We start from the raw sequence: 13,280 nt of genomic DNA on the forward strand, positions 1-13,280 counted from the left end.
TGGCGCGGCCCTCACCGCCAGCGCAACGCCCGCACCGGGCACAGCCGGATCGCGCTCACACCGAGGTCGGGATCGACATGCTCGTCGTGAACGATCGGGTATCCCCACTCATCCGAGGTGAAGGCCGGCGAGAGCAGCTCCGAACAGACACCGCGCCCTTCGCAGGCAATCCGATCGACGGCCAGCCGGGCATCCACCTCGGGAGCGGCGATTCCGGCCAGACGATTCCGAATCGACATCACGCGACCCCGGCCTCGGTGGCGACGCGGACCGGCGGCGGCAGGAGGTGCGCGGCCACTCGCAATGCGCTATCGACGAACCCGGCCACGCCGTCGGGATGACGGCACGCACCACGCCGGTGCAGTAGCGCCAATCGCCGGGAGAGCAATCGACGGTCACCGACGGTTGCGCGCCCGCCGATTACCCGGTCCAAGGCCTCGGCCAGTGCGGGCAGGCCGAACACACAGGGTCCGCACTGGCCGGCGGACTCAGCGCCGGCCCGTTCCACCACGCCGGCCACCAGCTCCCAGATGTCGGTGTGGGCGGGAACCGCATGAACGATCGCCGGGCCGACTCCCAGACCGTGCGGACCCAGACCCGCGCGTGACCAGCGGACCGACCGCGCCGCCCGCACCGGAAGCAGACCACCGCCGGCTCCGTTGAGCCATAGGAAATGTGAAGGCTCCGCCAGTCCTCCTGCAAGATCGAGCAGGTGCGCGATGCTCACACCGGCCGAGCTCTCATACACGCCCGGTCGGCAGACCGCGCCACCGATGGTCACCAGACGAGGGCCCGGTTCTTCATCGGTTCCGTACGACCGGAACCACCCAGGTCCGCGCCGCACGATCTGCTCGATGCGCCAGACCGTCTCGGCGTTGAACACCACGGTGGGGCCGATCGAACGACCTGCGGCGTCGCGCGCGCCGGAGGTGATCGGCGCAAAACGCATGAGGGGACGCGCATGTCCACCGGCGGCAAGGGCCGCCAACGACGATTCCTCGGACGCCACATACCGATTCGGCACCTCTAGCCACTCCACACCGGCGGCCTGTACCCGGGCAAGGGTGTCCGATCCGCGGTGAGCGGCGATCAGCACGTTGTCTGCGGCTATGCGGTTCGCGGCCGCCAGCACCTCGTCGAGATGATGCGCGATCACGGCGCCGTCCTTGGCCGCCCCCAGTTCACCGTCGCAGGCGTTGATCACCACCATCGCGCGGTGCTCGTGCGCGGCGCGCAGTTTGATCGCTGTCGAGAAGCCCGCGCCACCGCGACCGCCGAGCCCCGCACGGGCCACCAGGTCGATGAGATCTGTCATGTCCACTCCCTCATCACAATCGCCGATCGAGACGGTCTGCTGCGTAGCGTCCTCGCGGGTTTCAGGAGCCGCCACACCACCGCCAGCGCGGCGAGCGCCGTGGCCCCGATGGTGATCCAGGTGAGCACCGGAGTATCAGAGGCGGCCATCAGGAGTCCGTGGGCAAGTGCGCACACTGCCACCGCATAGGTGGCCCAGTGGATGGATCGCCACCATCGCTCTGGAATTCGGTACCGCAGAAGCGAACTCACGATCACGGCGAGCGCGAGGTCGGCGGCGACGGTTCCGAACGCCACGTCCATCCGCTGATACTCCGATGACAGCGGCACCAGCGTGGCCCACCAGCCGACATGCACATAGCTGTCGAGGACCGCGGTGAGCACGTGCACCCCGAGGAAGACGATGGCCGCCATCGCAAGCCCACGATGCACAGCGGTGATGACCGTCGCCGCCCGGGGTGATCGGATGCCGTCTGCCGCGGTGAGCACACCGAGGACGAGCACTCCGGTGAACATCAGCAGGGTGACCACTCCGGCGGCTCGCGAGAAATACCACAGCCAGGCGCTATCCATCAGATCTCCTCACCGGTCGAACGCTCCGGCCATCCGGCAACCCTGTACTCATGGCCGTCGTGGTCGATGAGAAGTGCCGGTATTCCCCTGCGCGCCAACCACTCCAGTGCCTTGTTCGCGGCGATCACCGCTGCCGTCGAGGCAGCGTTGGCCAGGACGGTATCTGCGGCCATACAGGTGACCTGCGCCCACGGGGTACGCGCCGGTGCACCGGTGCGGGGATCGATGATGTGGTGCACGGCCCGTCGGCCATACTGCCAGGTCCGCACGCGAGTGGACGAGGTGGCGAAGGCCTGATTGGCATGAACGCACACCGCCTGTCGGGTTCGGCCGGTCCAGTCGCGCACGCCGATCCGCCATCCGTCGCACGGCGGTGTTCCGGCACAGCCGATGTCTCCGCCCAGATCGACCAGCACCCCGCCACCGACATACTCGGCGATCCGATTCGCACTCCGTTGCGCCGCATAAGCTTTGGCGCTGGAACCGAGGTCTAGCTGCGTGCCCACCGGCAGGGTGACTCGACATCCGGTGAGCATGATGCGGGGCGTCGAAATGGGCTGGGGACGGCCGGGTTCCGTCGTTGGCCCCCTGCGGCGCACCACATCGAGATCGGCGTCATATCCGGCGGCCACCAGCGCAGCACCCGCGGCGGGAGTCACCAGGCCGTCGGTCATGTCTTCGACGCGCAGTGCGACGGTCAGGAGTTCGGCCAGTTCGGGTGACACGGCGAGCGTCGTACGGTCGCGGTCACGGAGTGCCTCTGTCGCTGCCAGTCGGTTGGTGCGCGACAATTCGGAATCGGGGCGAAACCGTGAGGCGACCGAGTCGAGTTCTGCGAGTTCGTTATCGAGGAACTCGAGGGCGGGCGGTAGCGCCGTCGGTTCGGTGACGAGCAGCCGCACGTCGGTGCCCAGCGCGCGCATCGTTGTCGCGTACACGGTCGAGCCGACGGTGGTGGTCATGACGCACCCGTGTGAGCGTGCGGGGCATTCTCGGTGGTCTGCGCGGGAGCTGTCGGCGTCCACCCCGGTCCGCCGTTGTCACCGGTGTCGGCCGACGACGACGTGGTCGGGGCGGTGGCGCCGGTCGAGGTGGTCGCAGCATGGGTGTCGCCGCTCAGGGCCAGTCCGCCGGCGATGCCAGCGGTGGCGACGACCGCTCCGGCACACACAGCGGTGGTGATCCATCGGGCATGGGCAAGGGGCGGTGGGATGGGCACGGGTAACTCCTCGCACCGCCGGGTCGTTCACCGTGATCGACAGGGCACCGGCGGCTGTCCGTTCAGCGTGCGCAGCAATGCTGAAGGTCCGCTGGATGCGACCTTCCGGCTTGCTGTGCTCCCGGCTTCTCGCTCCCCGAGCAGTCGGCAGTCGGTGACGCTTGTTCGTGTCCTGCACGGTGCACTGTGACATCCCTTCCGGCCTCCGGCCGGTGTGCGCCTGCGGTGTTGGAAAGAGATCCACGGAGGCGCCCCAGCCGTACCGTGGTGGTGCGCCATCACCGCGATCGTGTGCGAGTACGGGAGCGAATCGGCCGGACCGGGGTGTGAGCACCGGCCCTGCCTTCGTGCACACCGATGCCTACCATAACCGGAGAACCGACCATCAACGCCCAACGGAGGACCACGATGACGAGCACGCCCGAGAACTTCACCGCCCTGCTGGCGACCGAGGGCGATGGGCAGGTCTCCTTGGATCGCACTACGTTGTCGGCCAACGGTCTTCCAGACGGCGAGGTCACGATCGCCGTGCACTACTCGGGCGTCAACTACAAAGACGCGCTCGCGGTCACCCCGCGCGGCGGAGTGGTCCGTGCGTATCCGATCGTCCCGGGCATCGACGTCGCCGGGGAGGTCGTGGCCTCCGATCACCCCGATTTCGCCCCCGGTGATCGGGTCGTCGCCCACGGCGGGCCGATCGGCACCGAGGCCAATGGCGGCTACGCCGACTATGCGCGGGTGCCCGCAGCACAGGTGGTCGCGCTGCGATCACTGAGTACTCGCGAGGCCGCCGCCATCGGGACCGCGGGCTTCACCGCGGCGATGAGCGTCGCCTCACTCCTTCGACACGGCGTGCGCCCCGATCACGGACCGGTGCTCGTCACCGGCGCTTCCGGTGGTGTCGGCGCGGTGAGCGTCGATCTTCTCGCCGGCGCCGGCTTCTCGGTCACCGCATCGAGCGGCAAGCCCGACGCCGAACCCCTGTTGCGCGAACTCGGGGCCGCCGAGGTCATCGGACGGCTCGTGGACCAGGAGACGAAGATCCGCCCGCTAGGCACCTCGATGTGGGCCGGTGCGGTCGACTGCGTCGGCGGCAAGACCCTGGCTTATGTCCTGAGCACCATGAACCACAGTGGCGCGGTCGCCGTGAGCGGCCTTACCGGCGGTGCGGATCTACCGACCACCGTGATGCCGTTCATCCTGCGCGGGGTCGCACTACTCGGAATCGACTCGGTGCTCATCGGCGCAGAGCTGCGCCGGTCGATCTGGTCGCGCATCGAAAGTGATTTGCGCCCAGGAAATCTCCATCGCATCATCAGCGAAATCGACCTGGCCGAGGTGCCCGCGGCGCTCGATCAGATCAAGGCCGGAAAGCTCACCGGCCGTACCGTCGTGCGGGTCCTCGGCGACGGGTGAGAGCCCAGGCATGGCGGTGTGTCCACGAGATTCACGCTCTCGACGCGCGCCCCGCCCCGCGCCTTCGCCCGATACATCGCCTCGTCCGCGGCGGCCAGCAGATGCCAGGCGGTCGAGGCGTCCATCTCCCGCGGTGCCCGGATCGACAGGGACGCCAACCCGATGCTGAGGCAGACCGCATCGATCCCGGAGGCGCGTGCCGCCACGCCGCGCGTCATGACGTCGCTGACAAACCAGACCACCGCCACCACGACATCGGCGACGATGCACGCGATGACCCACGGACGCCCGAGGTCCCCGACCGGCCCGCGCGTGGGATCGAACAGCGTCACCGCCGCCACCAGCGAGAAGTTCAGCGTCGACAAACCCGTCTCCCCGTCGGCCTGATGAATTGGCTAGAGGATAGCGAACAACCGATTCGCGGACGTATAGACGACCTTACTCACAGCATGAGGACCGTCACAGGGTGGCTGTGGAGTACCTGCGCGATGTCCGCAGAGGTCGATCCCGTTTTCGCGCGGCCCGTCCGACGCGTCGTGCCGAGACGACGGAGGCGGCCCGTCCGAGGATGTACATCGCGGCACAGATCGCGGTGACGAAGAAACCGATCGGCCAATCGGTCTGCACCGACAGGGCGATGGCGGCCCACACCCCGCCTACTGACAGCACCACCGAGGCTGCGATCGATCGACCCGGGCTGCGGGTGAAGCATCGGGCCGTCGCCGCCGGACCCACGAGCAGGGCGAACATCAGCAGAGCACCGACGATCGGCACGCTCATCGTGGTGGCACATGCCAGGAGCAGCGCGAAGGCCATCGAGATGTACCGGGTGTCGACGCCGTGACCGGCCGCCATGTCGGGCAGCACCGAGCCGAGCAGCAGCGGTCGGTACACGACGCCCACCGTCAGCACACACAGCGCACCGAGAACCACCATCGGGACGATGGCAATCGTCGACACTCCGAGGATCTGCCCGAACAGCAGCGCGTACACCTGTGAGGAGTACTGGTCGCCGCGGCTGAGGAAGAACTCACCGAGCCCCAACATGAGCACGAGGCCCAGCGCCGTCGCGACATCACGGCGGGCGCGCGCCCCCAGCGCGGAGATCGTCATCGCACCGGCGGTGGCGGCGACGCCCAGACCGAGCAGCGGGCTGGCGCCCACCAGGACAGCAGCCGCGGCACCGGCGAAGGCGCCATGCGGAACGGCATGCGCCAGAAAGGAATCCCCGCGCAGGACGACGAAGAACCCCACCACTCCCGCGATGATCCCGACGAGGGTGCCGGCGATCCAGGCATTGATCAGAAACGGCTCGAACATCAGCTCGGCACCGGCACCGCGACGGGGACGTGGCGCCGGCGGCCTGCCGACACCACGCGCGCGAGGAGATAGGCGAGGAACACCAGCGTCACGATGCAGAAGCTGACCGGCCAATTGCCGTGCGTACCAGCCCAATAGTGGCTCTCATAGGAGAGCAGACAACCCAGCCAGGTGGCGGCCACGCCGAGAATGACCGAGAGCAGGATCGCGGTGGAGAACCGCCGGGTCACCAGCAGCGCGGTCGCCGGTGGCCCGATGAGCAGCGCGGTGGACAGGATGACGCCGATCGTCAGCGACGACAACTCCACCGCCAGGGCCAAGGCGATCAGGAAGGCGCAGCCGGACAACCGAACTCGCACGCCGGCGGCGGTGGCGAGGTCATGGTCGACGAGGTCGAGTTGCAGCCACCGGTACATGGCTGCCACCACGGCGAGTGCGACGAGGCCGAGGGCGACGACGACCGGCACCAGTGCCCGATCGATGACGAACAGCGATCCGAACAGCACCGACACCGTGGCGTCGTGTGACGCGCCGGAACCGTTGGTGGTCGCCAAGTACAGCAGCAGCGAGGTCAGGCCCAGACCGAACCCGAGGATCACCCCGGTGGCCACGTCGCGACCCTGGATACGGCGAATCCCGATGGCCTCCATGAGAAGTGCCGCGAGAACGCCGGCCCCCACGAATCCCCAGAGCTGACTGATGCCGAGGAGGAACGACGCCGAACCGCCGACGGCGCCGAGGTCGGCGAGTGCGTGACCGGCGAAGGACTGCCCACGCACGACGGTGAAGACGCCCACGACGGCGGCGACCGCGGCCACGAAACCACCCACCAGCAGTGCGGTCTGGACCGATTCGGTGGTGAAGAATCCGGTGAGCCACTCATTTCCGCTCATGTGGCCCCTACACCCCGAGTGCGTCGTGCGCGACGAGACCGGGCGAGGACATCCGGTCGTCGGCGAGCACCAGGATTCGCCCGTCGGTGCGGATGACGCGGATGGGCCGTCCGTAGAGCCCGCTGAGCACCTCGGTGGTGATCACCTCGTCGGGGCGGCCGTCGACGGCCGCGCCACCGGCGAGGTAGACGACGCGATCCATCACAGGCAGGAGCAGATTGATGTCGTGGGCGGTCATCACGATGCTCACCCCCGTGGTGCGGCGTAAGGTGTCGAGGAGATCCACGATGTCCGAGGAGCTGCCGGGGTCGAGGCCCGCCAACGGTTCGTCGAGGAGTAACAGTTGCGGTTTTCGGATCAGCGCGTGCGCGAGCAGGACGCGTTGCTGTTGTCCCCCGGAAAGCTCGCCGATGCGCTTGTCGGCGAAGCGCGACGCGCCCACCGCTTTGAGCGCCTCGTCGACGATGGGCCGTAACCTACTGCGCCGCAGCGGTATACCGAGTCTCCCGCCATCGACGCCGAGGGCCACGATGTCGCGGGCCCGCAACGGGGTGTCGGCGTCGACGCCGACCTTCTGCGGGAGGTACCCAATCGCGCCACGCGGGGGCCGATGTACCTGCCCGGAGTTCGGACGAAGCACTCCGAGCAGCACGCGCAGCAGCGTCGTCTTGCCGGCGCCGTTGGCACCGATCAGTCCCACGAACTCTCCCGGCGCCACCTCGACGGAGACGTCGCCGAGCACCGGTTGGCCGCCCAGACTCACCCGGATGTCGTGTGCGGCGAGAACAATCGAGTTCGCGGGACCTTCCACCGGATCAGAGTTTCTCGGTCGAGGTGCCGTCGGTGACCGCCTTGGACATCGCATCGAGTTCGGCGGTCATCCACCGTTGGTAGGTGTAGCCGGTGGGCATCGTCTCGTACACGCCGACCACCGGAATCCCGTGCTGCCTGGACAGTGCCAGGTACTTGCTGGTGGTGTCATCGGTGACCTGCTGGTTGTAGAGGAAGACCTTGACCTGCTTGTCGCTCAGCAGCGAATCCTGCAGCGTCGAGTCCTGAGGCGACGGATCGGTGTCGTTCATGATCGCCGCCTGCAGAGTCCACGGCGTCTTGATGTCGGTGCCCGCCGCCTGCAGCATGTAATCGGCGACCGGCTCGGTGACGGCAACCGGTGTCGCGGGGTGGGTCTTGGCAAAGCTCGCCAGGGCTGTTGTCCAGGGCTGCAGCGAGGCGACGAATGCCGCCGCGTTCTTCTCGAACTCGTCCTTGTGGGCGGGTTGCAGCGTAGCGAGATCGTCGGCGATGGCCTTGGCCACCGCCGGCATCGTCTTGGGGTCGTACCACAGGTGCGGATTGGGGGTGGAGTCCGGGAGTCCGAGTACCTGTTGGGCCACAATGACCTTGCGACCGTTGGCCGGAGACGCCTGCTCGAGCTTCGACATGAAGTCGTCGTAGCCCACCCCGTTCTGTACCACCAGGGTCGCGTCGCGGAGTTCCTCTGCCACCGCCGGACTCGCCTCGTAGGTGTGCGGGTCGGTGTTGGGGTCGCTCATAATCGCCGAGACCGATACGTAGTGACCACCGACCTGCGAGATCACGTCGGCGTACTCGTTTTCCGCAGCCACGGCATGGATCGTCGAGTCGTCGGACCCGCCCGACGAACTCGAACATCCGGCGATACCGACCACCACGGCCGCAGCGGCCACGGCCGCCACCGCCATTCTGCTGATGCGCACTCTCGATCCGTTCCGGGCTCACGCCCTACTGGCAACGACAACCATTAACAGGAGGAGGATACGACGCAAACCGAGCGACAGCCACCCCGTCGGGCGATATGCGAAGAAGATCGTCTATCGGGCGATAAGTACCAGATGCGCTGGCACGCATGTATTTTCGATGCCCGCCGCGGAACGTCGATCCGACTTCGAGAGCCAGGTCGTCGAGATCGGCGAGCGTCTTACACTGCGCCATCAACGAGTTATAGGTCCGCAAGCGGACCCGATCGGCATCGCCGACACGAAGCACCGTGCTCCATCGCATCATCGGGCTGTCGGCACCATGCTGAACCACGTCGAGTGTGATCCGTGCCGCGTCGAGGTCGGCGTCACGCACGGTGTAGACGCGGGAGCGGGCCTCGGCGTCGTCGAGGCCGATCCGGACCGCCACATTCGGCCGCGCCCACGTAGAGTCCCGAGCCGCTTCACCGATGTCCAGCACCACACGCAGCAGTCCGGCACTGGTTCGCATGATGCGCACCACTCGTGCGGTGAGGTCGGTGAGCCCACTGCGATGCTCGTCGCCGCGCAGTGATGTCTGATCGGGGTCACCCGATCAGGCGGACGGAGTGGCGAACTCGGTGGCCATACGCGCTACCATCAATTAGTTTATGGGTACTATAAAAATCATGGACGAGAAGGTGAGCCTGAGTGCCGACGCCCCGGCGCCACCTCGGCGTCGGGGCCGCCCACCGACCCTCGACCGTGCTCGCATCATCGCCACCGGAATCGAGATGACGCTTCCCGCAGTAACTTTCGCCGGATTGGCCAAGCAGCTCGGGGTGACCCAGGCGGCGTTGTACAAACACGTGGACGGCCTCGGCGAACTGCGCACACTCATCGCCGAGCAGATCTTCCTCGACTGGTCGATCCCCGACCCGCACCCAACCCTCCCGATCCACGAGTACCTCCTCGACTTCGCGCTGTCGATACGTCTGCTCGCGCACCACCACCCCGGCATCACCCCGTTTCTCACCCGTCGTACCGACACCACCGCGACGATGGTCGCCAAGATCGGCGCGCACCACCATCGCGTCGCCGCGGTGTACGACCTGGACCCGGCAACCGCGCGGACCCTGCTCTCCGGCATCGCGTTTGCCGCTGTCGCACTGGCCGATACCGTCTACGCCTCCTACGGGTGGGAGAAACGACCGTCGAGCGCACGCGCCGACCTCCCCGACGACGACATCGAGACCGACCTCCGATGGACCGTCAAGGCCCTCGTTGTGGGGTCGCTGCACGTTGCCGGACTCGACGTGGATCCCGGACCGCGGTGGCGTCGGACGTAGACCTGGCGCGATCTCCGCAAATCACCCCGGACCGGCATCCGCGACGGTGTGCGCTGCGAGTATGCGCGCGCGGCCATATGTGAGCACAATGGATGGTGCAGGCAATCGAGTAGAGCCGCGCCACTCCCCCGACCTCCCTCGGGTTGCGGCGTGCGCTCGGGAAGGACACCCGTGACGACCACCGTCAACGCCTACATCGCCACCGCACCCGACCAGCCGCTGTCGAAGACCACCATCGAACGTCGGGACCTCGCGCCGCGCGACGTTCTCATCGACATCGCCTACGCGGGCATCTGCCACTCCGACATCCACACCGCCCGCAACGAGTGGGGCGGCACCACCTATCCGGTGGTTCCCGGCCACGAGATCACCGGCACCGTCTCAGCGGTCGGTGCCGAGGTCACCCGGCACAAGGTCGGCGACCGCGTCGGCGTCGGCTGTTTCGTCCAGTCCTGTGGCGAGTGCGGCCCCTGCAAGGACGGTGACGAACAGTACTGCGTGAAAGGTGCTGTGGGAACCTACAACTCCACCACCTACGAGGGTGAGTTCACCCACGGTGGCTATTCGCAGCAGGTCGTGGTGACCGAGGACTTCGTGCTGCGGATTCCCGACGGCCTGAAGCTGGATGTGGCCACCCCACTGCTGTGTGCGGGCATCACGCTGTACTCGCCGTTGAAGCACTGGGGCGCCGGGCCGGGCAAGAAGGTCGCCATCATCGGCATGGGCGGGCTCGGGCACGTGGGCGTCAAGATCGCCCACGCCCTCGGCGCCGAGGTAACCGTACTCAGCCAGTCGATGCGAAAAGAGGAGGACGGCAAGCGGTTCGGCGCGGATCACTATTACACGACCAGTGACGAGTCGACCTTCCGCACGCTGCGCAACGAATTCGATCTGATCCTCAACACCGTGTCGGTCAACCTCGACCTCAACCAATACCTCTCGTTGCTCGCGGTCAACGGCACCTTCGTCGAACTCGGGCTACCCGAGCATCCACTGCAGCTCAAGGCATTCCCGCTGCTGAACAATCGGCGCTCGCTGGCCGGGTCGATGGTCGGCGGAATCGCCCCGACCCAGGAGATGCTCGACTTCTGCGCCGAGCACGGCATCGGCGCAGAGATCGAGACGATCAGCGCCGATGGGATCAACGAGGCCTACGATCGCGTCGTCGACAGCGACGTGCGCTACCGCTTCGTCATCGACGCGGCGACCCTTGCCGACTGATACGGCACACAGCATCGCGGAAAGAACTGCGGGGCACCGGTTCATACCGGTGCCCCGCAGTTGTTGTCCGAGACGTTCGTGCTCGATAGCCGCCGTCAGAGCACTTTGTCGATATCGTCGGTGAGCTTCTCCGGCTTGACCGTCGGCGCGAACCGCGCGACCACCGCACCCGACTTGTCGACAAGGAACTTGGTGAAGTTCCACTTGATCCGACTACCCAGGATTCCTGACTTCTGTTGGCGCAGCCACTGATACAGCGGATGAGCGTCGTGACCGTTGACGTCAACCTTGGCGAACATCGGAAAGGTCACGTCGTAGGTCAACGAGCAGAAGTTCTTGATCTCGTCCTCGTCACCGGGCTCCTGGTGCGCGAACTGATCGCACGGGAATCCGAGGACCACCAGCCCCTGGTCGGCGTACTCGCGGTGCAGCTTCTCCAGACCCTGATACTGGGGTGTGAATCCGCATTTGGAGGCGGTGTTCACGATGAGCAGCGGATGGCCGCGATAGGTGCTCAGATCGACGGGATTGCCGTCGATGTCGGTGGCGGTGAAGTCGTAGGCAGTGGTCACGAGATCCCCCGGGGTCGTATGTCGGTGACGTCACATCGAGCCTACGCCCGCCCGTTCATGCGGTGACGGCGGTGACGCCACCGTTTGTTGGTGACGCCACCGCCATCGAGTCCCCATCGGGGATGCGGGATCCGGGTGTCAGCGCGAACCGGGCGTGCGCTGCTCACCGGGGATCGGCTCCGCCTGGGTGTCGGGACCGTCATCGTGGGGCGTGTACGGATACTCCTCGACACCGGAGTCGTCGGTGACCTCGACGGTCTGTTCCACCCAGTCGGCCTCGTCGGCCTTCGGAAACGGTTCTTGTGCAGGCATGTTCATCACAACCTCCTGCGTTGTCCTCGGTTCCCCGGCCGGCCATGGGGTGCCTCTGCCCGACCGGTTGTCTCAGCCCGATGTTCCGGCCGCGATCGCGTGCGGATCGCTCTTGGTCTCGACGGCGATCTTGCGCGGCTTGGCCTCCTCGGCGAGCGGGATGCTCACATGCAGCACACCGTTGTCGTAGGTCGCCGAGATGCGCGCCGGGTCGATGCCGTCACCCAGGGTGATCTGGCGGCGATAGCTCCCCGAGAACCGCTCACTGGCCAGCCATTGCACTCCGTCGTCAGACGGGGCGCTGCGCTGCGCAGAGAGGGTCAGCACACCGTTGTCCACATTGACGTCGATCGATCCGGGATCGGCGCCGGGCATGTCGGCGATCAGCATGTAATGATCGCCGACCTTGTACAGGTCCAGCGGCATGAACCGCGGGGCGCGCTGACTGCCGGCCATCGAGCCGGTCATCAATCCCCGAGCAAGCGCGTCGACATCACTGAACGGATCAAAACGAAGCACAGCACTCACCTCCTGAAGACCAGGCTGCCTGCCACCCTTTGACAGGCAGCTCTCACGCTGTACGAGTCCCACTATAACCCCGCCGAACGCACTCGTCTAGCACTCGAAGCAAAAGAGTGCTAATAGTCTTCGTCGATCGTCTCACGGCGAAAAGACAAGGAGGACAGCATGACCGACCGTGAACACGATGCGCCCACCCGCACCGACGTGGTGTGGCCCGACCCGTCCCCACTGTCGAGCTGGTGGTCGGCGGTGATGGCGACGCCGGTGCGCGGCGATCACCGCAGCGAGTCGACGAAGACCGCCGCGATGGCCTCCAGTCCGCGCTGATCGTCGGCGGTGAAGCGCTCCGGCACCGGGCTGTCGAGGTCGAAGACGCCGATCAACTCGTCGTCGGCGCCGACGAGGGGCACGACGAGTTCCGAGCGGCTCTGCGCGTCGCAGGCGATGTGGTCGGGAACCGCATGGACATCGGCGACGCGCTGCGTCGTGCGGGTGCGTGCCGCTGCGCCGCACACCCCGCGGTCGAGACCGATACGCACGCAAGCGGGCTTGCCCTGGAACGGCCCGACGACCAGCTCGGTGCCGTCGAAGAAGTAGAAGCCGACCCAGTTCAGCTGGGGCAGTGAGTGATACACCAGCGCGGAGATGTTGGCCGCGTTGGCGATGCGGTCGTGCTCGCCGGCAACGAGGCCCGCCGCGGCCTCGGCGAGCTCGGAGTAGGTGCCGGTCTGTGCGGTCGCGATGTCGAAGCTCATCACTCCATCATGGACTCCGCCCGGATGGTTCCGGGTGATGTTGTACCCGGATGCCGGGCATAAGATCACCCGCGATCCGAACTGAGCGTGCGGGAACGG

Annotated in this window: 19 protein-coding genes; 4 read left to right on the forward strand and 15 right to left on the reverse strand. The window is 66.8% G+C overall.

Going from position 1 to position 13,280, the window contains the following annotated elements; genetic code table 11:
• Window positions 1-11: 11 nt before the first annotated feature.
• From EF294_RS18485 to EF294_RS18505, 5 genes are read right to left on the reverse strand one after another with little or no spacing between them, the layout of a single operon-like run.
• Complete coding sequence (locus tag EF294_RS18485) at window positions 12-239, reverse strand: ferredoxin (protein WP_123932420.1); 228 nt, start codon at window positions 237-239, stop codon at window positions 12-14.
• Entirely contained in the window at window positions 239-1,315 is a 1,077-nt protein-coding gene (locus EF294_RS18490; protein ID WP_123932421.1) for an NADH-ubiquinone oxidoreductase-F iron-sulfur binding region domain-containing protein, read from the reverse strand. Before EF294_RS18490 ends, EF294_RS18485 begins: the two co-directional genes overlap by 1 nt.
• Window positions 1,312-1,887: a ferric reductase-like transmembrane domain-containing protein gene (locus EF294_RS18495; protein WP_123932422.1), complete on the reverse strand. Its 576-nt coding sequence runs from the start codon at window positions 1,885-1,887 to the stop codon at window positions 1,312-1,314. The genes EF294_RS18490 and EF294_RS18495 overlap by 4 nt, the downstream gene beginning before the upstream one ends.
• A complete protein-coding gene (locus EF294_RS18500; protein ID WP_123932423.1) occupies window positions 1,887-2,849 on the reverse strand; it encodes an FAD:protein FMN transferase in 963 nt (320 codons plus the stop codon). Before EF294_RS18500 ends, EF294_RS18495 begins: the two co-directional genes overlap by 1 nt.
• On the reverse strand, window positions 2,846-3,106 hold the full coding sequence (locus EF294_RS18505) for a hypothetical protein (RefSeq protein WP_123932424.1): 261 nt from the start codon (window positions 3,104-3,106) through the stop codon (window positions 2,846-2,848). The genes EF294_RS18500 and EF294_RS18505 overlap by 4 nt, the downstream gene beginning before the upstream one ends.
• Before the next feature lie 408 nt (window positions 3,107-3,514).
• On the opposite strand from EF294_RS18505, the gene EF294_RS18510 reads away from it, so the two are divergent.
• Window positions 3,515-4,522, forward strand: coding sequence for an acrylyl-CoA reductase family protein (locus tag EF294_RS18510; protein ID WP_123932425.1), 1,008 nt, complete (start codon window positions 3,515-3,517; stop codon window positions 4,520-4,522).
• On the opposite strand, the gene EF294_RS18515 is transcribed toward EF294_RS18510, so the two are convergent.
• The 6 genes from EF294_RS18515 to EF294_RS18540 form a co-directional block, all read right to left on the reverse strand.
• Complete coding sequence (locus EF294_RS18515) at window positions 4,462-4,887, reverse strand: nucleotidyl cyclase domain-containing protein (RefSeq protein WP_246007950.1); 426 nt, start codon at window positions 4,885-4,887, stop codon at window positions 4,462-4,464. The genes EF294_RS18510 and EF294_RS18515 overlap by 61 nt on opposite strands.
• A gap of 94 nt (window positions 4,888-4,981) precedes the next feature.
• Window positions 4,982-5,842 (reverse strand): metal ABC transporter permease, encoded by an 861-nt coding sequence (locus tag EF294_RS18520; protein WP_123932426.1) that lies wholly within the window; start codon window positions 5,840-5,842, stop codon window positions 4,982-4,984.
• A complete protein-coding gene (locus tag EF294_RS18525; RefSeq protein ID WP_123932427.1) occupies window positions 5,842-6,735 on the reverse strand; it encodes a metal ABC transporter permease in 894 nt (297 codons plus the stop codon). Before EF294_RS18525 ends, EF294_RS18520 begins: the two co-directional genes overlap by 1 nt.
• A gap of 7 nt (window positions 6,736-6,742) precedes the next feature.
• Window positions 6,743-7,546 carry a metal ABC transporter ATP-binding protein gene (locus EF294_RS18530; RefSeq protein WP_123932428.1) on the reverse strand — a complete coding sequence of 268 codons (804 nt, stop codon included), beginning with the start codon at window positions 7,544-7,546 and terminating at the stop codon, window positions 6,743-6,745.
• Between the two features lie 4 nt (window positions 7,547-7,550).
• Complete coding sequence (locus EF294_RS18535) at window positions 7,551-8,471, reverse strand: metal ABC transporter solute-binding protein, Zn/Mn family (RefSeq protein WP_246007951.1); 921 nt, start codon at window positions 8,469-8,471, stop codon at window positions 7,551-7,553.
• A 25-nt stretch (window positions 8,472-8,496) separates the two neighbouring features.
• Complete coding sequence (locus EF294_RS18540; protein WP_123932429.1) at window positions 8,497-8,982, reverse strand: siderophore-interacting protein; 486 nt, start codon at window positions 8,980-8,982, stop codon at window positions 8,497-8,499.
• 157 nt (window positions 8,983-9,139) lie between these two features.
• Between EF294_RS18540 and EF294_RS18545 the strand changes: the two genes are divergently transcribed.
• On the forward strand, window positions 9,140-9,799 hold the full coding sequence (locus EF294_RS18545; protein WP_123932430.1) for a TetR/AcrR family transcriptional regulator: 660 nt from the start codon (window positions 9,140-9,142) through the stop codon (window positions 9,797-9,799).
• 171 nt (window positions 9,800-9,970) lie between these two features.
• Window positions 9,971-11,020, forward strand: coding sequence for an NAD(P)-dependent alcohol dehydrogenase (locus EF294_RS18550; protein WP_123932431.1), 1,050 nt, complete (start codon window positions 9,971-9,973; stop codon window positions 11,018-11,020).
• 95 nt (window positions 11,021-11,115) lie between these two features.
• On the opposite strand, the gene EF294_RS18555 is transcribed toward EF294_RS18550, so the two are convergent.
• The 3 genes from EF294_RS18555 to EF294_RS18565 form a co-directional block, all read right to left on the reverse strand.
• Window positions 11,116-11,592: a glutathione peroxidase gene (locus EF294_RS18555; RefSeq protein ID WP_123932432.1), complete on the reverse strand. Its 477-nt coding sequence runs from the start codon at window positions 11,590-11,592 to the stop codon at window positions 11,116-11,118.
• A 138-nt stretch (window positions 11,593-11,730) separates the two neighbouring features.
• Window positions 11,731-11,910 carry a hypothetical protein gene (locus tag EF294_RS18560; RefSeq protein WP_123932433.1) on the reverse strand — a complete coding sequence of 60 codons (180 nt, stop codon included), beginning with the start codon at window positions 11,908-11,910 and terminating at the stop codon, window positions 11,731-11,733.
• A 66-nt stretch (window positions 11,911-11,976) separates the two neighbouring features.
• The gene (locus tag EF294_RS18565; protein ID WP_123932476.1) at window positions 11,977-12,423 is read right to left on the reverse strand and encodes an Hsp20/alpha crystallin family protein; all 447 of its coding nucleotides are present in this window, start codon (window positions 12,421-12,423) and stop codon (window positions 11,977-11,979) included.
• A 168-nt stretch (window positions 12,424-12,591) separates the two neighbouring features.
• Between EF294_RS18565 and EF294_RS21585 the strand changes: the two genes are divergently transcribed.
• Window positions 12,592-12,753 carry a hypothetical protein gene (locus EF294_RS21585; RefSeq protein WP_185091151.1) on the forward strand — a complete coding sequence of 54 codons (162 nt, stop codon included), beginning with the start codon at window positions 12,592-12,594 and terminating at the stop codon, window positions 12,751-12,753.
• On the opposite strand, the gene EF294_RS18570 is transcribed toward EF294_RS21585, so the two are convergent.
• Window positions 12,702-13,181: a GAF domain-containing protein gene (locus EF294_RS18570; protein ID WP_185091152.1), complete on the reverse strand. Its 480-nt coding sequence runs from the start codon at window positions 13,179-13,181 to the stop codon at window positions 12,702-12,704. The two genes, EF294_RS21585 and EF294_RS18570, sit on opposite strands and share 52 nt — an antisense overlap.
• Window positions 13,182-13,280: the final 99 nt, after the last annotated feature.

This window comes from Gordonia oryzae, from assembly GCF_003797185.1.
Taxonomy (GTDB): Bacteria; Actinomycetota; Actinomycetes; order Mycobacteriales; family Mycobacteriaceae; genus Gordonia; species Gordonia oryzae.

Bases quoted from the DNA above. Each gene is read 5' to 3' on its own strand.
- EF294_RS18520 (WP_123932426.1), bottom strand. From the start codon at position 5,842: ATGTTCGAGCCGTTTCTGATCAATGCCTGGATCGCCGGCACCCTCGTC.
- EF294_RS18570 (WP_185091152.1), bottom strand. From the start codon at position 13,181: ATGAGCTTCGACATCGCGACCGCACAGACCGGCACCTACTCCGAGCTC.
- EF294_RS18560 (WP_123932433.1), bottom strand. From the start codon at position 11,910: ATGAACATGCCTGCACAAGAACCGTTTCCGAAGGCCGACGAGGCCGAC.
- EF294_RS18540 (WP_123932429.1), bottom strand. From the start codon at position 8,982: ATGCGAACCAGTGCCGGACTGCTGCGTGTGGTGCTGGACATCGGTGAA.
- EF294_RS18525 (WP_123932427.1), bottom strand. From the start codon at position 6,735: ATGAGCGGAAATGAGTGGCTCACCGGATTCTTCACCACCGAATCGGTC.
- EF294_RS18500 (WP_123932423.1), bottom strand. From the start codon at position 2,849: ATGACCACCACCGTCGGCTCGACCGTGTACGCGACAACGATGCGCGCG.
- EF294_RS18495 (WP_123932422.1), bottom strand. From the start codon at position 1,887: ATGGATAGCGCCTGGCTGTGGTATTTCTCGCGAGCCGCCGGAGTGGTC.
- EF294_RS18490 (WP_123932421.1), bottom strand. From the start codon at position 1,315: ATGACAGATCTCATCGACCTGGTGGCCCGTGCGGGGCTCGGCGGTCGC.
- EF294_RS18545 (WP_123932430.1), top strand. From the start codon at position 9,140: ATGGACGAGAAGGTGAGCCTGAGTGCCGACGCCCCGGCGCCACCTCGG.
- EF294_RS18510 (WP_123932425.1), top strand. From the start codon at position 3,515: ATGACGAGCACGCCCGAGAACTTCACCGCCCTGCTGGCGACCGAGGGC.
- EF294_RS18485 (WP_123932420.1), bottom strand. From the start codon at position 239: ATGTCGATTCGGAATCGTCTGGCCGGAATCGCCGCTCCCGAGGTGGAT.
- EF294_RS21585 (WP_185091151.1), top strand. From the start codon at position 12,592: ATGACCGACCGTGAACACGATGCGCCCACCCGCACCGACGTGGTGTGG.